A 19,870-nucleotide genomic window follows, 5' to 3' on the forward strand; every position below is an offset into this window, starting at 1 on the left:
CTACATCGACGCGGAGTGACTGCGCACGAGCGGCGGTCGCGCCGATCCGCCCTGCGAGTCCTTGTACTCCCGCCAGATCTGAGCGGCGGCCGTCCGCACGGGAAAGCGGAGTCGATCCTCCGACACCACCCGGTTGATGGGCGCACAAATGGAGACGGCGGCCACCGCCTCACGGCCGCCGGGCGGACCGATGGGCGAGGCGATGCAGCCGAACCCCCGCAGGGACTCCTCACGCTCGTAGGCGGTGCCGGTCTCGCGGACCGTCACGAGCCCAGGAGACTTGAGTATCGCGCAATCGTACGAAGCCAACATCGCCTTGCCGACCGCCGACGAGTATGCGGGTAGCCGGCCACCCACCCGCGAGGTGACCGCGGCGGCGAGCTCCCCGCCGATCTTCTCGAGGTAGATCACGTCGGTTCCGTCGAGCACCCCGAGGTGCACGATGCATCCGGTGGTCCGGTGCAGCCACTGCAGGCTGGGCAGGGCCGCCTGTCGCAGCGGATCGTGGTGCACGGCGCTCGAACCGAGCTCCATCATCCGTAGGCCGAGTCCGTACTCGTTGCCCTGCCGGATCACCCACCGCAACGACACGAGCCGCTCGAGCATCCGGTGCACCGACGAACGGGGCAGCCCCGTCCGCAGCACGATCTGCGTCAGATTCAGACGCCTCCCACCGTCGAAGACATCGAGGACCAGCGAGGCGCGCTCCAAAGTACTGGTGGCCGACTCTGCCGGGACTTCCCGATCCATCCGGACTCCTTCCCCGCCCCCAACCTTGTGACATGGCTATTTCTAATCGGAAGTGTGTCATATCGGGCCGCGCGTGTGCAACGGGTCACAGGGGTGCAGAGAAGAACACCGCCCGACTGGTGTCGGGCGGTGCTCTTCGAGGAGAAGTCGGAAACTGGTCAGATCTCGCTCTTCGGAATGAAGATCCACATCGCGAGGTAGATGAGGAACTGCGGACCCGGCAGTAGGCAGGAGGCGACGAACAGGGCCCGCACCAGCCACGGCTTCCAGCCGAGATACTCGGCAAGGCCTGCGCAGACACCGCCGAAGATGTTCCCGGTACGGGCGCGGGTGAGGCGACGGCTGGTGGTCTGGGTGGTCATGGCGCTCCCTTTCGGCGGACGGTGCAGCGGCTCGCTGCGTTGTCCTCCACTATTCGGGAGTCGGTGCCGCCACCGCATCGCGCTGAGGGTTGATTTCGGCCTCGGGGTATCCCCTTGGAGGATGAGGCGAATCCCCCGAAACGGTTCGGGGTTCACCCCCATTCCGGACCGCGGGCGCGCTGCGTCCTAGACCGAGGCGACCCGGTCCGCGAGCCCGTCGGCCAGCTTCTGCGCGATCTCGATCTCGGTGGCCTCGACCATCACCCGCACCAACTGCTCGGTGCCGGACGGGCGGAGCAGCACGCGGCCCGCCTCGCCGAGCATCGCCTCGGCCTCGGCGACCGCCTCGAGCACCGAGGGCGCGCAGGCGACCGCGGCCTTGTCGGTGACCTGGACGTTGACCAGCACCTGCGGCAGCGTGCGCATCACCGCGGCCAGCTCGCGCAGCGACTTGCCGGTCTGGGCCATCCGGCCCATCAGCCGGAGCCCGGTGAGCACGCCGTCGCCGGTGGTCCCGAAGCCGGGCAACACCACGTGTCCCGACTGCTCGCCGCCGAGGCTGAACGAACCGTTGCGCAGCTCCTCGAGGACATACCGGTCGCCGACCGCCGTCGTGCGGACCTCGATACCCGCCTCACGCATGGCAATGTGCAGGCCGAGGTTGCTCATCACCGTCGCGACCAGGGTGTTCTGGGCCAATTCGCCGGACTCGCGCATGGCGAGGGCGAGCACGCTCATGATCGCGTCGCCGTCGACCACGGCGCCGGTGGCATCGACGGCCAGGCACCTGTCCGCGTCCCCGTCGTGCGCGATGCCCAGGTCCGCACCGTGCGCGAGCACCGCGGTCTTGAGCTCGTCGAGGTGGGTGGAGCCGCAGCCGTCGTTGATGTTCAGGCCGTCAGGATCGGCATGGATCGCGATGACCCGCGCGCCTGCCGCCCGGTAGGCCTCCGGGCCGACCGTCGAGGCGGCGCCGTTCGCGCAGTCCACCACCACGGTCAACCCGTCGACTCGGTGCGTGGTGGCGCGAGCGAGATTCTCGAGGTACCGCTCGGCCGCGTCGACCGCGGTGCGGACGCGACCGATCCCGGCACCGGTCGGCCGCGGGATCAGGTCGCGGTCGGCGATGGCGGCCTCGATGCGGTCTTCCGACTCGTCGTCGAGCTTGTGCCCACCCGCCGCAAAGATCTTGATGCCGTTGTCCGGCATGGGGTTGTGCGAGGCGGAGATCATCACGCCGAGCGCGGCGTCGTAGGCACCGGTGAGGAAGGCGACGGCAGGCGTTGGCAGCACACCGACGTTGATGACGTCGACGCCAGCCGCGGTGAGCCCGGCGGTGACAGCCGCCTCGAGCATCTCACCGCTCGCGCGGGGGTCTCGTCCGAGGACGGCTGTCGGTCGGGGCGCGCCCCGCTCGGAGAGCGCGAGCACCGAGGCTGCCGCCCCCGCGATCCGCAGCGCCAACTCGGCGTCGAGCTCCGCATTCGCCAAGCCACGCACACCGTCCGTACCGAACATCCGACCCATGTAAGCAGACCCCTCTGTCTTCGCTACGACAAGAGCAGGCGTCCGGTACTGCTGGACGCCTGCTCTTGTTGGTGAACAGGTGCCGATACCGACCCTCGGGGCCGGCATCGGCGACACATCAGCGCTTCGAGTACTGAGATGCCTTGCGGGCCTTCTTCAGGCCGTACTTCTTGCGCTCGACGGCGCGGGCGTCACGGGTGAGGAAGCCGGCGCTCTTGAGGGCGGGGCGATCCTCGGGGGTGACCTCGATCAGGGCCCGGGCGATGGCCAGACGCAGGGCGCCTGCCTGTCCGGACGGTCCGCCGCCGTGCAGGAGGGCAACGATGTCGAAGGACTCGGTGCGCTCCACGGTGACGAGCGGGGCCTTGATGAGCTGCTGGTGCACCTTGTTGGGGAAGTAATCCTCCATGGTGCGGCCGTTGAGCTTGAACTCGCCGGTGCCGGGGGTCAGGCGGACGCGGACGACCGCCTCCTTACGACGGCCGACGGTCTGGATCGGGCGATCGATGTAGATCGGGGCTGCGGGGGCGACGGCCGCCTCGGCCTCGAACTCCTCGACGATCTCGGGCTGATCCGCGGAGTCGAACTCCTCCACCACGGTCTCCTCGACAACGACCTCAGCGGTCTCGTTCTGCTCGGTCACTGGGCCACCTGCTTGATCTCGAACGGAACCGGCTGCTGCGCGGCGTGGGGGTGATTCGGGCCTGCGTAGACCTTCAGCTTGCCGGCGATGGCGCTGCCGAGCTTGTTCTTCGGGAGCATGCCGACGATGGCCTTCTCCACGAGGCGGTCGGGGGTCCGCTCGAGGACCTCGCCGACGGTGCGGGACCGCAGGCCACCCGGGTATCCCGAGTGGTTGTACAGGAGCTTGCCGTCACGCTTGTTGCCGCTGATCGCGACCTTGTCAGCGTTGATGATGACGACGAAGTCGCCGCCGTCAACGTGCGGTGCAAAGGTGGGCTTGTGCTTGCCACGCAGCAGGTTCGCTGCCTGCACGGCAAGTCGGCCGAGCACCACGTCAGTGGCGTCGATGACGTGCCACGTGCGGGTCACATCTCCGGCCTTCGGGGTGTACGTAGACACAGAACTTCCTCGTCATATCGTGTAGCTGCTGGCCACAGCGTGTGGTCCGGATGATCTCGGCGGCCAGTGGAGACCCGAGAACCCGCACTACAACGGGCACGTGAGTGCCGCGCCGTACCGCACGCCGACGTAGAACCATACCGCGCAGGTCAGGGCCTGGTCAAAGTCGGGTTCACCGCTCGCCGAGCGCGTCCGCCAGCTGCTCGACCGCCCAGGTGATCTCGTCGCGTTCGATGACCAGCGGCGGCGCCATCCGGATGGTGCCCTCGTGCGCGTCCTTCGCCAGCACCCGGCGGGCCAGCAAGCGCTCGCAGATGACCCGGGCGCCCGGCTGACCCGCCGCCAGCTGCACGCCTGCCCACAACCCGCGGCCGCGGACCTCCGAGACCTGGTCCGCCGGCAGCTGCCCGAGCAGATCGTGCAGGTACGCGCCGAGTTCGCGACTGCGCTGCTGGAACTCCCCCGTCTCCAGCAGCCGGACCACCTCGCTGCCGACCGCACAGGCGAGCGGGTTCCCGCCGAAGGTGCTGCCGTGCTGACCGGGACGGATCACCTCCATCACCGACCGGTCCGCCACCACGGCGGAGACCGGGATCAGCCCGCCGCCGAGCGCCTTACCGAGGATGTAGACGTTGGGAACGACGTTCTCGTGATCGCAGGCGAAGGTGTCGCCGGTCCGGCCGAGCCCACTCTGGATCTCGTCGGCGAGCATGAGCATCGAGTGTTCGTCGCACAACGCCCGGACCGCGGCGAGATAGCCGGCGGGCGGGACCAGCACACCGGCCTCACCCTGGATCGGTTCGATCAGGACGGCCACCGTGTTCGGGGTGATCGCGGCGGCGAGCGCATCGAGGTCGCCGTAGTCGACGGTGCGGAACCCGGGTGGGTACGGGCCGAAGCCGTCGTGCGCATCGGGGTCGGTGGAGAACCCGACGATGGTGATGGTCCGGCCGTGGAAATTCCCGGCGAAGGTGATGATCTCCGCGCTGTCCTCGGCGACACCCTTGACGTCGTACCCCCAGCGGCGAGCCAGTTTCAGCGCGGTCTCGACGGCTTCTGCCCCGGTGTTCATCGGTAGGACCGCCTCCTTGCCGCACAGTCGGCTCACGTCCTCACAGAATCCGGCGAACGCCGCGTGCTGGAAGGCTCGGCTGGTGAGCGCGAGCGTGCCGAGCTGCGCGCGGGCTACCTCGACGAGCCGCGGGTGACCGTGTCCGAAATTGAGCGCCGAGTACCCGGCGAGCATGTCGAGGTACTCGACGCCGTCGATGCCGCGCGCCCATGCGCCGTGCGCCGAGTCGATGACCACCGGCAACGGATCGTAGTTGTGCGCGCTGTGCTCCCTCGCCCGTGCGAGTTCCGCGAGCGTGCCCGCGGTCACCGGCACCCGCGCGCTCATCGAGCCGCCTTCAGTTCGCGATACCCGCGGAGTTCGAGGGTGCAGCATTTGATCCCACCGCCGGACTTGAGGAACTCCGAGAAGTCCACGGGGACCGGGGTGTAGCCCCGCTCCGCGAGCCGATCAGCCAGCCGGTGCGCCTGACTGGGCAGCACCACATTGCGACCGTCGCTGACCAGGTTGAGGCCAAGCCACTCGGTGTCGGCTTCCTCGGCGATGATCGCGTCGGGGAACAGGTCCTGCAGGACGCCGAGGCTCTCGGGGGCGAAGGCCCGCGGCAGGTAGGCGACGGTGTGATCGTCGAGCACGCCGAGCGCCGTGTTGAGGTGGTAGTACCGGGGATCGATCAGTCGCAGGGTGACCACCCGGCGACCCAGGTGCCGGGCCACCTCGGCGTGCGCGCGCTCGTCGGTGCGGAACCCGGTTCCCGCGCAGACGATGTCGCCGACCACCAGCAGGTCACCCTCGCCCTCGTTGACGTACTCGGGACGGGTGGGCCGGAGCAGTCCGTTGGCGCGGAACCATCGCAGCACGTGGTCGGCCTCCGCCGCCCGCTGCTCGGTTCGGTAACGCGCACCGAGCGCGACCCCGTCGATGACGAGCCCGCTGTCGGTGACGAAGACCATGTCCGGGAGTCCCTGCACGGGTTCGATCGTCAGGACCTCGTGTCCGAGCCGCCGATAGGTGTCGACCAGGTGCTCCCATTGGGACATCGCCAACGCGGTGTCGACGGGATCCTCGGGCCGCATCCATTCGTTGATGCTGTAGACCACGTCGAAGTAGGTCGGGGGGCACATCAGGTAGCTTCGCGGCCGCGCGCGGCGGGCGTCCGTCGGACCGGAGTCGGCCCCTGCGGTCTGCGTCATCCCCTGCCCCTTTCGGCGAAGGTGCTACGAGTATCCGCGTCCGACGAACCCGAATCAATGACCCGGCCCCAACACGAGAATTCCCCGGTGGCTCTCCTCCACCGGGGAATCCTCATGGCATGAACGCGACCAGCGCGCCGACCTCAGGCCCAGCTGGCGGCCGCGCTGTTGTTCGTCGCATTCATGTCGTCATTGCCCGCGCCGACGGCCCGACCGATGGCCTCGAGGACCTGGTTCAGCTCGTTGGCGGCGGAATCCCACTTGGCCTGCTGCGCCTGGTAGGCCTCCGACGCGGAGCCCTCCCACTCGGAGACGAGCGGAGCGAGGTAGCTCTTCAGGTCACCCAGCTTGCCGTTGATGTTGCCGCTGGTGGCGGCGATGTCAGCGCGGGCGCCGTCGATGGCGCCGAAGTCGTAACGCATGGTCCCGCTCATGGGTCCTCCTACAGTGTGGATCGGAAGCAGTCTGGTTCGAAAAGGTGATCTCGCCCGGGCCGACCCGAGCGCGACGTCAGATGTTGAGGCCGCCGCCCGCGCTGTTGATGGCGCTGGTGTGGTCGTCCTGCACCGCCGCGTACGCGACTCCGTTGGCCTTGATGTTCTCGCTGATCGCGAGCAGCGACTCGTTGAGGCGCTTGGCGCTCGAGTCCCACCGGACCATCAGGTTGTCGAACGCGACCTTGGCGGCGCCCTCCCAGGCACCGTTGACGGCGGCGAGCCGACCCTGGAGCGAGGACAGCTGTCCCTGGATGTCCGCATTGACGTCACCCACGTGCCGCGAGGCGGTCTCCATGGTTTCGGTGGTGGTCCTCATCTGACCGCTCATGCCCAACTCCTTCGAAATCGTCCGCGTCCTGGATTTCCAGCCCCCTCTGGACTGAGACGGACCGCGCCTACAGATAGTTGGACGCGCGCGCCCGGCCGTTCGGTTCCATCGAATCCGGATCAATTTCCGCGAGCAGGCACGCGGTCAGCGACCGGCGATCGCCGCCGAGCGAACCGCCTGCTCGCACGGACCGGCGAGGTCGCCCCACCGATCGGGCGAGATCTGGCAGCCGATGCTGACCTGCAGCCCGTCCTCGACGAAGACGGACCACCGCACCTCGGTATCGGGGTCCGGTCTCTCTCGGTACAGCAGTCCCGGCCGCCCGTCGACGACACCGCGCTCGAGCGCGGCGAAGGTCTCCGGCCGCATCGCCGCGCGCCGGCGCAGGGTGTGCGCCACCGCCTCGAGATCGGCGCCCGGCGTCAGTTCCTGCGCCACGACCAGGATTCGGGCCGCCGCACCCTGCTCCGGCACCAACTCCACCCGGGCGGCGTCGTCGCGGTCGGCGCGCTCGCGCCACCCCAGGGGAACGGTCAGGCTCACCCGGCCCGCGTTCGCCGATGCCTGCGCCCGCACTACCTTCGCCTGCTCCGCCGGTGCGCGGGGATCGGTGCTGCCCGAGACGACGACGACCGCGGTGATCGCCGCGACCACGAGCAGACCGGCCGCGACGAGCGGGCCCCACCGGCCGACGCCGTCCCACCGCGACCGGCGCACCACCGGCACGATCGCCTCGATCGGCGCCGGTACCCGGACAACCACGTCGAGTCCGCGGGCCAGCGCGCCCGTGGCCACGGCGGAGCCAGGGACCGTCGCGACCACCGCCGGTAGATCCCACCCGGCCTCGACCGCATCGACGATCGAGAGTCCAGCCGTTCCCGGCAGTTCGCCGGTCACGAGGATTCTCGGCGGCCGCTCGGGGCACAGTTCACGCATCGCCGCGACGAACTCGCCTGCCGCGTCGGGGTTGTCACGCAGATCAGACGAGCCCAGTTCCCCCCGGTGGACGCAGTCGTCGCCGTCGGCGCCCGGCACCGAGGCCGTCGTCTCGAGGAACCCGACCTCGAGTACCGCGCTTCCGGTCGGCACCGACTCGGGCGACCACCGCGCCAGCGCCTCAGGGACGCTGATCAGGAGCACACCCTTGCCGATGCCGCGGCCGGCCTTGACCAGGACCCGCCGACGACCGCGACCCCAGTGCGCCGGGTGGGTGAGCACCACCAGATCCGGTGCGGCGCGCACCCCGAGCCCGGCCACCAGGTTTCCCAGCACGCCTGCCAGCACGTCACCCATCGGGAACACGCGATCGCCGAGCGAGAGGTACTCGTCGTCGACATACCTGATCGGGTACGGCTCGAAGGACTCCGGATCGGCGATCCCCGCGGCGAAGGCCTGCTCCCCGAACCGCAAGCCGAAGGAGTCGGCGTACACCGCTGCCGGACAATCGAAGTGGACGCCTGCGTGGCATCCCCAGACCGTCGACTCGGTGAGGTGGATGGCCAGCACCCCGTCGTCGATCACAGCGGCGGGAGCCAGGCCACCTGCACCAGGGACGCCCCGGCCCTTGTGACCAGAGTGCCTCGGCCCGGCGGCATCTCACTGGGACGAATCGTGCCGATCAGGTTGCCCTCGTCGCGGCTTCCGCTCATCACGAGACCTGCGGGGACGAGGTCGCGCAACCGCGCGATGATCGGCTCGTACAGCGCCCGGGCCGCGCCGCCGGACCGGCGGGCGATGACCAGGTGCAGGCCGATGTCGTTGGCGTGCGGCAGGTACTCGAGCAGCGGGGTCAGTGGGTTCCCGCTCGCGGTGGCAACGAGGTCGTAATCGTCGACCACCACGTAGATCTCGGGGCCGGTCCACCAGTTCCGCTCGCGCATCGCCTGGAGGGTGATGTCGGGTGCAGGCATCCGGGTCTCCATGATCGAGGCGAGCTCGTTCATGAACTTGGTCGCCGTCGACGAGTTCGGCGCGTACCCGGCGAGGTGATCTCCCTCGACGACCCCCAGCATGGTCCGCCGGTAGTCGATCTGGATGATCTTGGCCTGCGATGGAGTGTTCGATTCCATGATGCCCGCGCAGATCCCGCGCAGCAGTGTGGTCTTGCCCGAGGCGCTGTCGGCGAACGTCAGCATGTGCGGCTGTTCCGCGAAGTCCACGAACACCGGGGCCAATTCGGCCTCGTCGATGCCGATCGGGATCCGGAGACATCCGCCGTCCCCCGCGGCCGGACGGCCCGGCGCCGCCATCGCGAGCAGTTCGGCGCGCGGGAACCGTTCGGGGAGCATCCGCACCGGCGGTGCGGCGCGCCCGAGGCTGACCGCCGAGATCCGTGCGACGGCGTCCGCGACGCCCGCGGTGAGGTCGGCACTGCGCGGGTTCCCGTCCACCCGTGGCAAGCCCGTCAGCAGGTGCAGACCCTCTCGCGTCATACCGCGGCCCGGTCGCCCCTCCGGTACACGGGATGCCTTTGGCCTACCCACGTCCGAATCCGACGGGTCGCCGAGGCGGAGCTCGATCCGGGTGCCCAGCTGATCCTTGAGGGCCGGGCGGATCTCGCCCCACCGGGACGCCGTGAGGAGCACGTGCACGCCGAACGAGAGCCCTTGACCGGCCAGCGCGCCGATCTGCGCCTCGAGGGGTTCGAAGTCCTGCCGGATGCTGGGCCAGCCGTCGATCACCAGGAACACGTCGCCGAACGGGTCCTCGGAGACGCCGAGCGCTCCCGGGCCGCCGGTGGCCGGGTCGAGCGAACGCAGCCGCCGGAACTCCGCCATCGAATCGATGCCCAGCTCCCGGAAGCGGTGCTCCCGCTGACGCACGATGGAGTTCATCTCGGCGACGGTGCGCCGCACCCGGTCCACGTCGAGGCGGTTCGCGACCGATCCGACGTGCGGGAGTCCGGCCAGGCCCGCGAGGGTGCCGCCACCGAAGTCGAGGCAGTAGAACTGCACCTGCTCGGGAGTATGGACCAGGGCCATCGACATGATCACGGTGCGCAGCACGGTCGACTTGCCCGACTGCGGTCCACCGACGATCGCCATGTTGCCCTGTGATCCGGAGAGATCGACCACGAGCTCGTCGCGCCGCTGGTCGTAGGGCCGATCCACGATGCCGATCGGCGCCCGCAGCGTACTGACCGCGGAAACCGGCTCCACCAGAACGGATGTCGGCAACATCGAGTCCAGGGTCGGCGGGTCCTCCAGCGGGGGCAGCCACACGTTGTGGGCGGCGGGTCCGCGTCCACGGATCCGGTCCACCACCGTCTCCAGGACCGTCGCCCCGCTCGATTCGGGCTCTGCGTCCGCGGCGCTCGGCGGCGGCGCGGCCGGGACATCGATGATCAGGTCGGATACCGGTGCGGCGGTGAACGGGCGCGGGCGCAGGTCGACGGGGGACGCGGCTGCCTCGATCGCACCCCTGGTTCGTCCACCGAGGTAGGGACCGGAGACATAGGCCGCTGCGAATCTCACGATCTCGGCCGAGTCACACTTGAGGTAGCCCGAGCCCGGCGTCCCGGGAAGGTGGTACGCGTCGGGCACACCGAGAACGGTGCGGGACTCGTTGGCAGAGAACGTCTTGAGGCCGATCCGGTAGGAGAGGTGGCTGTCGAGCCCGCGCAGCTTGCCCTCCTCGAGCCGCTGGCTGGCCAGCAGCAGGTGCATGTGCAGGGACCGGCCCAGCCGCCCGATCGCCACGAACAGATCCGCGAATTCCGGCTGCTGACTGAGCAGCTCGGAGAACTCGTCGACCACGATGAAGAGCGCAGGCAGCGGGGCGAGGTCGGCTCCGGCGGCACGCGCCTTCTCGTAGTCGGACACGTTCGCGAAGTTGCCCGCCGAACGCAGCAGCTCCTGCCTGCGGTTCATCTCACCCGCCAGCGCGTCCTTCATCCGGTCCACCATCGCCAACTCCTCGGAGAGGTTCGTGATGACCGCGGCGACATGTGGCGCTCCCTCGAGTCCGAGGAAGGTCGCGCCGCCCTTGAAGTCGACGAGCACGAGGTTGAGCGATTCCGGCGAATGGGTGGCCAGGAGCCCGAGCACCAGGGTGCGGAGGAACTCCGACTTCCCCGATCCGGTTGCGCCGATGCACAGGCCGTGCGGGCCCATGCCGTTCTCGGCGGCTTCCTTGAGATCGATCTCGACCGGCGAACCGTCCATACCGACGCCGATCGGTACCCGCAGGCGCTCGCGCGCGGTCCTCGGCGCCCAGGCCACCTCCGGGTCGAGGGTGGCGACATCCGGGATGCCGAGCAGGTGGTGCCAGCTCGCAACCGGCTGACCGTCCTCGACCGCGTCGGTCGCCTGCTGGGTTGCCGTTCGGTAGGGGGCCAGCCGCCTGGCTGCGGTCTGCGCCTGATGGGTACTGAGGTGATCCGCGACCGCGAAGATCTCGATCCCGGAACCGCTTCGTGCGCCGATGGATTCGCCATCCATCACCAGCTGGATCCCCCGGCTTGCCGCCAGCTTCGGGCAGTAGCCGCTGAGATCGAGCACCGTCACCGAGTCGAGGCCGCCGTCGATGATCGACTCGCCGTCCAGGATCCCGCCGTCGATCACCACGATCATCTGCGCCACCCCCGGAGTCGCCGGGGCGTTGCGCGAGTATCGGCTGCGCACGGCGAGCTGCGGTCCGAGCGATGCCTCGAACTCCATCAACGAACCGAAGAACATCCGGCTGGTACCTGCCCCGTCCTGCGCCTCCGGATGCTGCGACTGCGGCAGCCATTTCGCCCATTCCCACTCGGGAGCGGTGTCGGGACCGCAGACGACCGCGATCTGCAACTGATCGGGACCGTGGAAGGTGCACAGCTGCACCAGCATCGAACGCACCATCGCCCGGGCCGCCTGCCGATCACCGTCGATGCCGATGGCGGCGAATCCACGTACCGAGACCGCGGTCGGCAGCTCGTGGACCACCGAATGGGTGCGCACGAATCGTCGCAGCGACACCGCGGCGACCGGTTCGAGATCTTCCACCGGACCGGTCTCGGGCGCGATCAACCGGGTCGCCAGCCGTTGGCTGCCTCGGCCGACCCGAACGTGGCAGTAATCCGGATCGGCGACCCGCCGCTCCCACATCCGCGCGGTCCCCGCGAGCGTCCACAGGAACCGTGGGTCCGGGTGACTCCATTCGAGCGCCGCGCGCTGCTTGTCGCCGGTGTCGTAGACGTCCCTGCGCAGCTGATCGAGGTAGCGCAGATAGTCCTTGCGGTCCTCGTTCGCCTCGGCCGACCTGGCGCCCCCGCCCTTTCCGCCCCCACCCGCGAGCATCCCCAGCATCGAGACGACCATCATCACCGGGAACAGCAGAGACATCGGGTTGGCGGCCATGCCGGAGGTGAACATCAGGGCGACCATGCCGAGCATCGCCACCACCATCACCACCGGCAGCAGCTTGGTGAGCAGGTTGCCAGGAATGATCTTCGGGATCTCGGGCGGCGCCTGCAGGCTCAGCTCGCCGCCAGGCGTGCGCGGCACCTCTCGGCGCGCCCTTCGTACGAATCGCACGGTACTCACGCGCGTTCACCCCCCAGATTCCGCTCGGTGATCCCGAAATGGACCCACTCCCCTGAGTCGACACCTCGAGCCATGAGAGGTTAGCCCATCCCCCGCCCGCCCCACAGCGCCGGTCCGAGGATCCCCATGTCGTAGAGTGCACCCGTTAGGCGAGGATCGGTGCAGGTGGGGACCTGCACACCGAGTTTCTTGGGGGGAAACGAACCATGACCGCTGCGCGCGTGGATGCGTCTTCGGCCGACGCACATCGGGGTGGCCGCACCGACCTGTGTCGCCTGACGATCCTGGCAGATCACACCCAGGTGGACCTCGCGGTCCCGTTCGGGGTGCCGCTGGCACTGATCATTCCCGGCATCGTCGACATGATCGAAAGCCACAGCATCGCAAACGACTTCGCCACGCCCGCAGAGCCGTTCGAGCCAACCGAATGGGTGTTGGCACGGATCGGGCAGTCACCGCTGTCGGCCACCCTCAGCCTCGGCGAACACGGAGTTCGCGACGGCGACCTGCTGGTACTGCAATCCGCGCCGACGAGCGCCCCGGCACCCCTGTTCGACGACATCATGCACAACGTCGCGGCGCTGGAGGCCGACCGGTACCGGCGCTGGACCCCGCTCTCGGCACGGGTGATGGGCGGGGCCGTCGCGGTCCTCGCCACGGCGGCGGGCGCAGGAGCGCTGCTGCTGGCCCGCGCGGAATCGGACAGCCTCATCGGCGCGTTCGCGGCCCTGTTCGTCGCCGCGCTGCTGATCACGGCCGGCACCGTCGTGAGCCGGATCTACCTCGACCGTGCCGCGGCTGCGGTGCTCTGCGGCTGCGCGATGCCTCTCGCATTCACCGCGGGCGCACTGATGGTGCCGGGCCGACTCGGCGCCCCCGGCCTGCTGCTGGGCGTCGTGACATGCGGGGCGGCCGCCGCACTCGCGCTGCGGATCAGCGGCGTCGGCCTTGCGCTGTTCACCGGGATCGCGTCCGCCGCGCTGCCGGTGTCCGCCGCCGCCGCGGTCGGCACGCTGACCGCACAGCCCACGTATGCGATCGGTGCTGTCCTCGCGGCCGTCGCGCTCACCGGACTCGCCGTCGCCCCGCGCATCGCGATGTTGCTGGCCCAACTCCCCCTGCCACCCGTGCCCGCACCGGGGTCGGCGGTCGACATCGAGGAGGAGGCCATCGAACCGGACGCCGCACTGCCCTCGTTCACCTCCCTCGCATCGCGCGCTGCCCGTGCCCGGCAGTACCTCACCGGCCTCGTGTGCGCGATGACCGTGCTGACCGCGGTGGGCGCCCTGATCGCCGCCAAGGTCTTTGCCGACGGCGGAATCTACTGGCCAGGAACCATTCTCGCGACGGTGTGCGCGGGAGTCCTGATGCTGCGCGGCCGCACCTACGCCAGTGCCGAGCAGGCGGCGCCCCTGATCGGCGGCGGCGCGGCCATCGTGCTGATGCTCCTCGTCGGCGCCGCCGTCACCAATCCCGGACAGTCCGTCGGCGTCTTCGCACTCGCCGTCGTCGTCGCGGGTCTCGCGCTGGCGCTGGGCGTCATCGCACCGAACCAGACCTTCTCGCCGGTCCTGCGTCGCGGCGTCGAACTGCTCGACTACGCGGCGATCGCCGCGGTGGTCCCGCTGGTCTGCTGGGTGTCCGGACTGTTCACCATGATGCGCGGCCTGTGAGCGCCCCCGCACGACGGATCCCGATCGCACTCGCCGGCATCGCCCTCACGGTGTCACTCGGCCAGGCGACCGCGATCGCAGTCCCCCCGCCGTCGATCGACCCCGGCCGGGTGCCGCCCAACTCGGCGCCGTCCGGGCCGAAGACCGAGCTCAGGGATCCCTGCTCGACCACACAGCCGGTCGGGGACCTCGCGCAGGTACCGCCTCCGCAGCGCGCTCTCGACCTGGAGTCGGTGTGGCCGCTCAGCACCGGCCGGGGCCAGACGGTCGCGGTGATCGACACCGGGGTCGAGCGGCACAGCCGCCTGCCCGGACTGATCCCCGGCGGGGACTACGTCTCCACCGGCGACGGCACCCAGGACTGTGATGCGCACGGAACCCTGGTGGCGGGCATCATCGCCGCGAATCGTGACGGTGAGACGGGATTCGTGGGCGTTGCTCCCGATGCCCGGATCCTGAGCATCCGGCAGTCGAGCAACATCTATCGGGAAACCGACGGCCGCAAGGACGCCGAGGGACAGAACGCGAAGGGCGTGGGCAATGTGAGCACCCTCGGCCGGGCCATCCGGCATGCCGCGGACTTCCCCGGGGTGACGGTCATCAACATCTCCGAGGTGGCGTGCGTCCCCGTGGGCGGGGGCGACAGCGCGATGCTCGGCGCCGCCGTCGACTACGCCGCCCGCATCAAGGACATCGTCGTGGTCGCTGCGGCGGGCAATCTCGACAGCGAGGCCTGCCGGGCATCGAACCCGCCGACGAATCCCGCTACACCCCATGCGAATCCATGGGATTCGGTGACCACCATCGCGACCCCGGCCTGGTACGACGATCAGGTGCTCGCCGTGGGTTCGGTCGATCCGGACGGCGCGCCGTCCGCCTTCACCGTTCCCGGCCCGTGGGTCGACGTCGCCGCGCCCGGCACCGAGATCACCTCGCTCGACCCGCGCAGGCCGGAACCGACCGGGCTGACGGATTCCGTCAACGGTGGCTCGGTTCAGGGCACCAGCTTCGCCGCGCCCTATGCGGCGGGCACCGCTGCGCTGATCCGGGCCCGGTTCCCGCAGTTGACCGCCCGCGAGGTCATGGACCGGATCGAGCAGACAGCGCACGCACCGGCCGACGGATGGGACCCGCTCGTCGGGCACGGCGTCATCGACCCGGCGGCCGCGGTGACCGCGGAGCTTCCCGGTGGCATACCAACGGAAGACGCCCAGTCCGCCGCGATGGCCATCCCCGATGCACCTGAGCCACCCGACGATCGCCCACGAAATGTCGCCGTGGCGGGAGCGGGAGGCGTCGTGGCGCTGCTGGGGCTAGGACTACTGGCCTCGTTCCCGTTGCGCCGCAGGCTTCAACGCGACGGCGGCGAAACGTCGACCGGCTGATCGTCGGGGGCCACCCCATCGTGCGCCAGGAAGGCGGCCTCCCTGCCGAGCATCGGACCGGGAGGGAGCATCCCGACGATCGACCACGGCGCCGAGGCGCTCCCGTCCGTGAAGCCGAGGACCTTTGCGGTCTCGACGTTCTCCACGCCGTAGCGGACTCCCGTATCCGCCACGAAGAACAGGGCGCCCTTGCGCTCGCTCGAGGGATCGATACCCGTGGTGTGGACCAGTCCACCGCTACCCGGCTTCAGGTAGGCGGTGTCGGCGTTGGGTCCGGTTCCGTCTGCCTGCGCCAGCGCCACCATCTCGGCGCCATGCGGGAGCGGAATCGCGTTGCCGGTGATCACGTCCACGGTGGCACGCAGTCCCCCGCCCGACTCGTCGGCCCCACCGATCGGCCGCCAGGACAGGCAGCTGACCGGGCGGCTGTCGATATCGACGATCTCCGGTACCACCGCCGGAAAGGTCGACACGGCAAGGTCGTTCGCTTGAGGAGCACGAGACACGACGTCCGGGGTGACGCTGTCCGTGCCCGCGCTGCCCTGGGAGTCCGAGTACCGGATGAGGTCCTCGGTGGCCTGGCTGATCCGCTGCAGCCCGTCCCGCAGCACCACATAGGACTTGGTCTCCTGCGCGTCCTGCACGCGAACGACCGAACCGACCGTCTTGCCCTGCAACGAGTAGCCGGGCAGGCCGCCCGCTCCTTCGATGACCGGAGGACTGATGGCGGGCGCCTCCGGGATCGCCGCGAGCAGGCCCGGGCTCACCGGCCGCGGCTCGACGCCGTCGAGACCGAACGCGAGCGAGACGGCGCGATTGCCGGGGTCGATCCGGGCACGCTTTCCGTCGTAGACGAGATACGTGCCGTCCGTTCCGGTCACCAGCAGCGCCTTGCCGTCGGCAAGGGTCGAGATGTTCTCACCGAGCTCCGGGTCACCCGCGACGACCGCGGTACTGATCGCCTTGGTCCCGCCCGACGCGATGGAATCGCACACGGTCCATGCGGTCGGCTCACCGTGCGGAAGTGCCGATGGCGCACCGGGAATGCCCATCAGGGCGCCACGCGGACGAGTGCCGAGCTCCGACTCCTTGACGATGACCGGCGTCGCCGCGTCGCCCGCGATCATTCGGGCGGACGCCAGGTTCAGCACCGGGTGGAGGGTGTCCTCCACCATCACAAACATCGCCCCGGAGTCCTTGCCGACGACGATCTGCGCGTCACCGATCTTGTCCTGCGGCCGGATCAACGCCAACGCTCCGCACCCGGCGAGGCCGATCACCGCCAGGACCGCCCCCACGGTCAGCGCACGCGACTGGGTCCGCATCGGGTCGTGCAGCATTCGCACATCCCGGCGAACCAGGGCGTGTTCCATCCGACGAACCAAGAACCGATACCCGTTGACCTGCCAACGCGTGGTCGGCTGTGCTGCCATGATCCCTCCCCCGTTTGGCGCGCACTACGGAGGGACACAGTACAGTTCTGTCGAGGAACCGAGCGGCGGGGACCGCACGGATCAGGGGCGATGGGGGAAGATCGTGTCTCGACCGCGGGGGCGGCGTCGGCATGTGGTGCCGAGGGTGTCGATTCGAAATCTGGTGATCGCGCAGCTGTTGGGGGCGGGCGCAGGCGTGGCGGCGGCAGGCTGCGGCGCGACCTGGTGGCCGGCCGTGGCTGTCGGAGCGGCCGTCGCCCTGCTCGGGCTGGTCCCGGTCGGCGGTCGCTGTCTGCTCGACTGGGCTGCCACCGGATGGCGGTATCTGCTGGGGCGCGAACGCCGTCTCGGCGAGACGTCGGACTTCCGCACCCCTTCGGGTCCCGTGGTCGGGCTGCACTGGGACGACGGGTCGGTGGTCGCGGTCATCGAGGTACTCCCGATCCCCGGCAACCTCACTCAGGTCACCCGCGACGGATTCGAATCGGTGCACCGGCTCCCCGTGCTCGCACTGGCCGAATCGATGACCCAGCACGACATCAGTCTCGGTGGCATCGACATCGTCAGCCACGGCTACCGCGCGAGCGCGGGCAGCCCCGCCACCGAGGTGTACGACCAACTGGTGGGTCCGCTGCCCGCCATGGCCCAGCGGACGGTATGGCTCGCGGTTCGATTCGACGCGACCACCCAGTCCGGTGCGGTCGCCCGGCGCGGAGGCGGCACCACCGGTGCGGCGCGGGCCGCGTCGATCGCGGCACGCCGGATCGTCCGCGCACTGTCCGAGGCCGGTTGCCCGTCCCGGCTGCTCAGCGCAAGCGAGATCACCTCCGCCGCATCACAGATCACCCGCGGCGTGCGGCCCGACTCGTTCTCCCGTTCCTGGACCCACACTCCGCTGCCGGGTGTGTGCAACACCGGTTATGCGATCGATCCGCGGGTGCTGTCCGATGACTTGCTGGCCAAGCTGTGGGCACCATCGAGCCTCGGCACCACGGTGACCGTGCGGCTGCGTCCCGGCACACGCACGGGCGAGGTACGGATCGCCGCCTCCTGCCGGATGACCACCCGCACCCTGCCGGAGCGGCTCGAGCTTCCCGGCCTCATCTCGATGCAGGGCAGACAGGCCGATGGACTGGCCTCCAACCTGCCATTTTCCTCGGCCCACCTCGACACGCTGACCCCGTTCACCGAGTTCTCCGCTGCACAGCTCGATGCCCTGGCCCTGCCGCTGTCCGGATGCGGCCAGCTGATCGGTTCAGACAACTACGGGCACGGACTGACGGCCCGGATCGTGGGACCGGAGATCGAGTACGTGGACGTGCTCGGCGAGCTGTACCTCGCACAGCAGCTGGTCTTCCGAGCCGTCGCGACGGGAGCCCGGATCCAGATCCACTCGGACCGTCCCCAGGTGTGGGGCTCGTTGATCGATTCCATCGCCACACCCGACCGGTTGCGGCTGGTCGAGGATCCCACCCGCCTCGACCCGACCTTCACCGCGGTTCTGTTCGACGGGGTGGAGCCGGTGCCGCCACGCGCCGGGGTCACCACCATCCGGGTTCGCGACGTCCACGAGCCCATGCCGGCGATCGATCCAACGATCTCGATCGTGCAGCCGGGCGCGAGCGGCGACCGTGTGACCCTCCGTGCCGGCGGCAATCAGGTCGACCTGGTCCTGGTCACCATCGCGCAGGAGACCGCGTTCATCGGCAGGCCGAGGGCCACCCGCCCGCTTCAGCCGGCCCGGTGAGGATCGGTCAGCCGGGATACGGGTCGGCGGCACGCGCGGTCCGCAGCGCCTCTGCCCACCACGCCAGCTGATCGAGCAGTCGGACCGAGCCGTCGATCGCGGCTCCGTCCTCGGTCTCCCCATCCGGACCGAATCGCTTGCGCGCCTGATGAAAGCTGACGGTCTGGCGGATCGAGACCATGTGCACCTCGGCGACCACCTGACGTAGCTGTTCGGTGGCGCGCAGACCACCCGACAGTCCGCCGTAGGAGACGAAACCCACCGGCTTCGCCCGCCACTGCTCCTTCGCGGTGTCGATCGCATTCTTCAGCGCACCCGGATAGCCATGGTTGTACTCCGGGGTCACCACCACGAACGCCGCTGCGGCGTCGACCCGTTCGCGAAAGACATCAGCCTCGGGACCGTCGGACAGATCGGCGGGCAGCGCGATGTCGGCGAGGTCGAGCACGCCGACATCGAAGGCCTGGTGCGCGCGCGCCCGACGCACGAACCAGTCGGCGACCACAGGTGCGAACCTGCCGACGCGGACGCTTCCGACGATCACCTCGAGCCGGATCGGTTCTGTTGCCACGCCCCCATCGAACCACGTATCCACCATCGGGTGCGTGTCGCCCGGACATGTGAAAAGGCCCCCACCGGTCGGGTGAGGGCCTTTTCACGCTGCAGATGATCAGGAGCCGAAGTTCAATCCTGCCGAACCGGTTCCGCCGCCGCTACCGCCAGACACGTTCACGGACAACGTCGGCGAGGCCGACTCCAGGAACCGACCAGCGCCCGAGTACACCGCGGTGATCGGGTGGCTCCCGTTCGTATCGAAGGTGTGCGAGAGCACCGCCTTGCCGTCCACGACGTTGACGGGTGCACCGATCGGCGCGCCGCCGTCCTTGAACTGCACGGTGCCGCCGGTGGGAACCGGGGCCACCGTCGCCGACAGCTCGACGGCGGTGCCCGCAGCCGCGGAGCCGGGCACGGTCAGCCCGGTCAAGGTGGCGGTGTCCGGCGCCTCGACGGTCGCGAAGACGCCGATCGGGTTGAAGACCTGCGTCGAACCGAAGGTGTTCACGTCGAACGTCAGACCACTGTCGAACGTCCCCGCCGGCGCGTTGTCCGGAACCTTGTACGACAGCTCCAACGACACCGTCCGGTTGACGTTCTTCGACAGCATCCACGCACTGAGCGAGTTCGACACCGACACCCGGTTGTTCGCCACATCCACGCTCGGAGTCACCGCCGACGTCGACGCCGCCGACACCTTCGCACTACCAGGCACATACTCGAACCCGGCCGGATGCACATCG

17 protein-coding genes are annotated in these 19,870 nt (G+C 69.4%); 3 read left to right on the forward strand and 14 right to left on the reverse strand.

What is annotated here, in order from left to right; genetic code table 11:
• The 11 genes from BR31_RS28910 to BR31_RS0115880 form a co-directional block, all read right to left on the reverse strand.
• Positions 1 to 750 (reverse strand): IclR family transcriptional regulator, encoded by a 750-nt coding sequence (locus BR31_RS28910; RefSeq protein WP_051637472.1) that lies wholly within the window; start codon positions 748 to 750, stop codon positions 1 to 3.
• A gap of 158 nt (positions 751 to 908) precedes the next feature.
• The gene (locus BR31_RS0115835; RefSeq protein ID WP_027501814.1) at positions 909 to 1,112 is read right to left on the reverse strand and encodes a PspC domain-containing protein; all 204 of its coding nucleotides are present in this window, start codon (positions 1,110 to 1,112) and stop codon (positions 909 to 911) included.
• Between the two features lie 186 nt (positions 1,113 to 1,298).
• Positions 1,299 to 2,639, reverse strand: a complete 1,341-nt coding sequence (glmM, locus tag BR31_RS0115840; protein ID WP_027501815.1) for a phosphoglucosamine mutase — start codon at positions 2,637 to 2,639, stop codon at positions 1,299 to 1,301.
• 118 nt (positions 2,640 to 2,757) lie between these two features.
• Positions 2,758 to 3,282, reverse strand: a complete 525-nt coding sequence (gene rpsI, locus BR31_RS0115845) for a 30S ribosomal protein S9 (protein ID WP_027501816.1) — start codon at positions 3,280 to 3,282, stop codon at positions 2,758 to 2,760.
• On the reverse strand, positions 3,279 to 3,722 hold the full coding sequence (gene rplM, locus BR31_RS0115850; RefSeq protein WP_027501817.1) for a 50S ribosomal protein L13: 444 nt from the start codon (positions 3,720 to 3,722) through the stop codon (positions 3,279 to 3,281). The genes rpsI and rplM overlap by 4 nt, the downstream gene beginning before the upstream one ends.
• Positions 3,723 to 3,894: 172 nt before the next feature.
• A complete protein-coding gene (gene rocD, locus BR31_RS0115855; protein ID WP_037176859.1) occupies positions 3,895 to 5,121 on the reverse strand; it encodes an ornithine--oxo-acid transaminase in 1,227 nt (408 codons plus the stop codon).
• The gene (gene ddaH, locus BR31_RS0115860; RefSeq protein WP_051637473.1) at positions 5,118 to 5,987 is read right to left on the reverse strand and encodes a dimethylargininase; all 870 of its coding nucleotides are present in this window, start codon (positions 5,985 to 5,987) and stop codon (positions 5,118 to 5,120) included. The genes rocD and ddaH overlap by 4 nt, the downstream gene beginning before the upstream one ends.
• 143 nt (positions 5,988 to 6,130) lie before the next feature.
• A complete protein-coding gene (locus BR31_RS0115865; RefSeq protein WP_027501820.1) occupies positions 6,131 to 6,421 on the reverse strand; it encodes a WXG100 family type VII secretion target in 291 nt (96 codons plus the stop codon).
• A 76-nt stretch (positions 6,422 to 6,497) separates the two neighbouring features.
• Complete coding sequence (locus BR31_RS0115870; protein WP_027501821.1) at positions 6,498 to 6,812, reverse strand: WXG100 family type VII secretion target; 315 nt, start codon at positions 6,810 to 6,812, stop codon at positions 6,498 to 6,500.
• A gap of 144 nt (positions 6,813 to 6,956) precedes the next feature.
• Entirely contained in the window at positions 6,957 to 8,333 is a 1,377-nt protein-coding gene (locus tag BR31_RS30655) for a type VII secretion-associated protein (protein ID WP_027501822.1), read from the reverse strand.
• Positions 8,330 to 12,334, reverse strand: coding sequence for a type VII secretion protein EccC (locus BR31_RS0115880; protein WP_027501823.1), 4,005 nt, complete (start codon positions 12,332 to 12,334; stop codon positions 8,330 to 8,332). The genes BR31_RS30655 and BR31_RS0115880 overlap by 4 nt, the downstream gene beginning before the upstream one ends.
• 206 nt (positions 12,335 to 12,540) lie before the next feature.
• Between BR31_RS0115880 and eccD the strand changes: the two genes are divergently transcribed.
• Together eccD and mycP are read left to right on the forward strand one after the other, a co-directional pair.
• The gene (gene eccD, locus BR31_RS32265) at positions 12,541 to 14,007 is read left to right on the forward strand and encodes a type VII secretion integral membrane protein EccD (RefSeq protein WP_027501824.1); all 1,467 of its coding nucleotides are present in this window, start codon (positions 12,541 to 12,543) and stop codon (positions 14,005 to 14,007) included.
• Positions 14,004 to 15,392 (forward strand): type VII secretion-associated serine protease mycosin, encoded by a 1,389-nt coding sequence (gene mycP / locus BR31_RS32270; RefSeq protein WP_027501825.1) that lies wholly within the window; start codon positions 14,004 to 14,006, stop codon positions 15,390 to 15,392. The genes eccD and mycP overlap by 4 nt, the downstream gene beginning before the upstream one ends.
• Here the strand turns inward: mycP and eccB are convergent.
• On the reverse strand, positions 15,359 to 16,825 hold the full coding sequence (gene eccB, locus BR31_RS0115895; protein ID WP_027501826.1) for a type VII secretion protein EccB: 1,467 nt from the start codon (positions 16,823 to 16,825) through the stop codon (positions 15,359 to 15,361). The two genes, mycP and eccB, sit on opposite strands and share 34 nt — an antisense overlap.
• A 145-nt stretch (positions 16,826 to 16,970) precedes the next feature.
• Between eccB and eccE the strand changes: the two genes are divergently transcribed.
• Positions 16,971 to 18,572 (forward strand): type VII secretion protein EccE, encoded by a 1,602-nt coding sequence (gene eccE / locus BR31_RS0115900; RefSeq protein ID WP_231496507.1) that lies wholly within the window; start codon positions 16,971 to 16,973, stop codon positions 18,570 to 18,572.
• A 7-nt stretch (positions 18,573 to 18,579) separates the two neighbouring features.
• Here eccE and BR31_RS0115905 read toward each other — a convergent pair whose 3' ends face one another.
• Positions 18,580 to 19,143 carry an NADPH-dependent FMN reductase gene (locus BR31_RS0115905; RefSeq protein WP_027501828.1) on the reverse strand — a complete coding sequence of 188 codons (564 nt, stop codon included), beginning with the start codon at positions 19,141 to 19,143 and terminating at the stop codon, positions 18,580 to 18,582.
• Positions 19,144 to 19,242: 99 nt separating this feature from the next.
• Positions 19,243 to 19,870: Ig-like domain-containing protein (locus BR31_RS0115910; RefSeq protein WP_027501829.1), on the reverse strand; the 628-nt coding region annotated here is incomplete at its 5' end.

This window comes from Rhodococcus sp. UNC363MFTsu5.1 (genome assembly GCF_000686785.1).
Lineage (GTDB): Bacteria > Actinomycetota > Actinomycetes > Mycobacteriales > Mycobacteriaceae > Rhodococcus_G > Rhodococcus_G maanshanensis.

Bases quoted from the DNA above. Each gene is read 5' to 3' on its own strand.
- BR31_RS28910 (WP_051637472.1), bottom strand. From the start codon at position 750: ATGGATCGGGAAGTCCCGGCAGAGTCGGCCACCAGTACTTTGGAGCGC.
- BR31_RS0115835 (WP_027501814.1), bottom strand. From the start codon at position 1,112: ATGACCACCCAGACCACCAGCCGTCGCCTCACCCGCGCCCGTACCGGG.
- glmM (WP_027501815.1), bottom strand. From the start codon at position 2,639: ATGGGTCGGATGTTCGGTACGGACGGTGTGCGTGGCTTGGCGAATGCG.
- rocD (WP_037176859.1), bottom strand. From the start codon at position 5,121: ATGAGCGCGCGGGTGCCGGTGACCGCGGGCACGCTCGCGGAACTCGCA.
- ddaH (WP_051637473.1), bottom strand. From the start codon at position 5,987: ATGACGCAGACCGCAGGGGCCGACTCCGGTCCGACGGACGCCCGCCGC.
- BR31_RS0115865 (WP_027501820.1), bottom strand. From the start codon at position 6,421: ATGAGCGGGACCATGCGTTACGACTTCGGCGCCATCGACGGCGCCCGC.
- BR31_RS0115870 (WP_027501821.1), bottom strand. From the start codon at position 6,812: ATGAGCGGTCAGATGAGGACCACCACCGAAACCATGGAGACCGCCTCG.
- eccD (WP_027501824.1), top strand. From the start codon at position 12,541: ATGACCGCTGCGCGCGTGGATGCGTCTTCGGCCGACGCACATCGGGGT.
- eccB (WP_027501826.1), bottom strand. From the start codon at position 16,825: ATGGCAGCACAGCCGACCACGCGTTGGCAGGTCAACGGGTATCGGTTC.